Source organism: Rhizobium sp. RSm-3, assembly GCF_001854685.1.
GTDB classification, from domain to species: Bacteria; Pseudomonadota; Alphaproteobacteria; order Rhizobiales; family Rhizobiaceae; genus Rhizobium; species Rhizobium ecuadorense.
On the sequence record NZ_MAWZ01000055.1, the window covers coordinates 1 to 1,556 of the forward strand.

The 1,556-nt window shown below is 68.1% G+C and carries 1 protein-coding gene; it reads left to right on the forward strand.

Annotation, left to right across the window (positions count from 1 at the left end):
* On the forward strand, window positions 1-1,556 hold a 1,556-nt coding region (locus BBJ66_RS27160), incomplete at both ends, for a hypothetical protein (protein ID WP_071091263.1).

Sequence of the window (1,556 nt, forward strand, 5' to 3'; positions counted from 1 at the left end):
GGCAGAGCAAGGGGGCGTGGGCGGACGCGCTGAAGGCGGCCCATCCCAATCTCAGCGCCGCCGATGCCGCCGTAATCGTGGGCGTCGTAAAGCGGGTTATCGCCAGGAGGGCGGCGTATCGAACGGTGTCGGCCCAGGACCGGGCGAGGCTTGACGAGATCAAGGCGGCGACACCGCAGCTGTCGGGGCAGAGCAAGGGGGCGTGGGCGGACGCGCTGAAGGCGGCCCATCCCGATCTCAGCGCCGCCGATGCCGCCATAACCGTGGGCTCTTTTAAGGACGATATTGCAAGGAGGACGGCGTTCCGGACGGTGTCGGCCCAGGACCAGGCGAGGCTGGACGAAATCGCCAGGCAGACACCGCAGCTACCGGGGCAGAGCAAGGGGGCGTGGGCGGACGCGCTGAAGGCGGCCCATCCCGATCTCAGCGCCGCCGATGCCGCCATAATCGTGGGTGCCGTAAAGCAGGATATTGCTAAAAGGGCCGCGTTCCAGACGGTGTCGGCCCAGGACCAGGCGAGACTGGACGAAATCGCGGCGGTGACACCGCGGCTGCCGGGGCAGAGCAAGGGGGCGTGGGCGGACGCGCTGAAGGCGGCCCATCCCGATCTCAGCGCCGCCGATGCCGCCATAATCGTGAATGCCGTAAAGCAGGATATTGCTAAAAGGACAGCGTTCCAGACGGTGTCGGCCCAGGACCACGCGAGGCTGGACGAAATCGCCAGGCAGACACCGCAGCTACAGGGGCAGAGCAAGGGGGCGTGGGCGGACGCACTGAAGGCGGCCCATCCCGATCTCAGCGCCGCCGATGCCGCCGCCATCGTGGGCGCCGTAAAGCGAGTTATCGCCAGGAGGGCGGCTTTTCAGACGGTGTCGGCCCAGGATCAGGCGAGGCTGGACGAAATCGCTAGGCAGACACCGCGGCTGCCGGGGCAGAGCAAGGGGGCGTGGGCGGACGCGCTGAAGGCGGCCCATCCCGATCTCAGCGCCTCCGATGCCGCCATAATTGTGGGTTCCGTAAAGCATAATATTGTAAAAAGGGCGGCGTTCCGGACGGTGTCGGCTCAGGACCAGGCGAGGCTGGACGAAATCGCCAGGCAAACACCGCGACAGTCGAGGCAGAGCAAGGGGGCGTGGGCGGACGCGCTGAAGGCGGCCCATCCCGATCTCAGCGTCGCCGATGCCGCCACAATCGTGGGCGCCTTAAAGGACGATATCGCCGTGAGGGCAGCGTTCCGGACGGTGTCGGCCCAGGACCAGGCGAGGCTGGACGAAATCGCGGCGGTGACACCGCGGCAGGGGCGGAGCAATGCGGCCTGGGCGGACGCGCTGAAGGCGGCCCATCCCGATCTCAGCGCCGCCGATGCCGCCACCATCGTGGGCGCCGCAAAGGACGAAATCGCCAGGAGGGCGGCGTTCCGGACGGTGTCGGCCCAGGACCAGGCGAGGCTGGACGAACTCGCTAGGCAGACACCGCAGCTGCCGGGGCAGAGCAATGCGGCCTGGGCGGACGCGCTGAAGGCGGCCCATCCCGATCTCAGCGCCGCCGATGCCGCC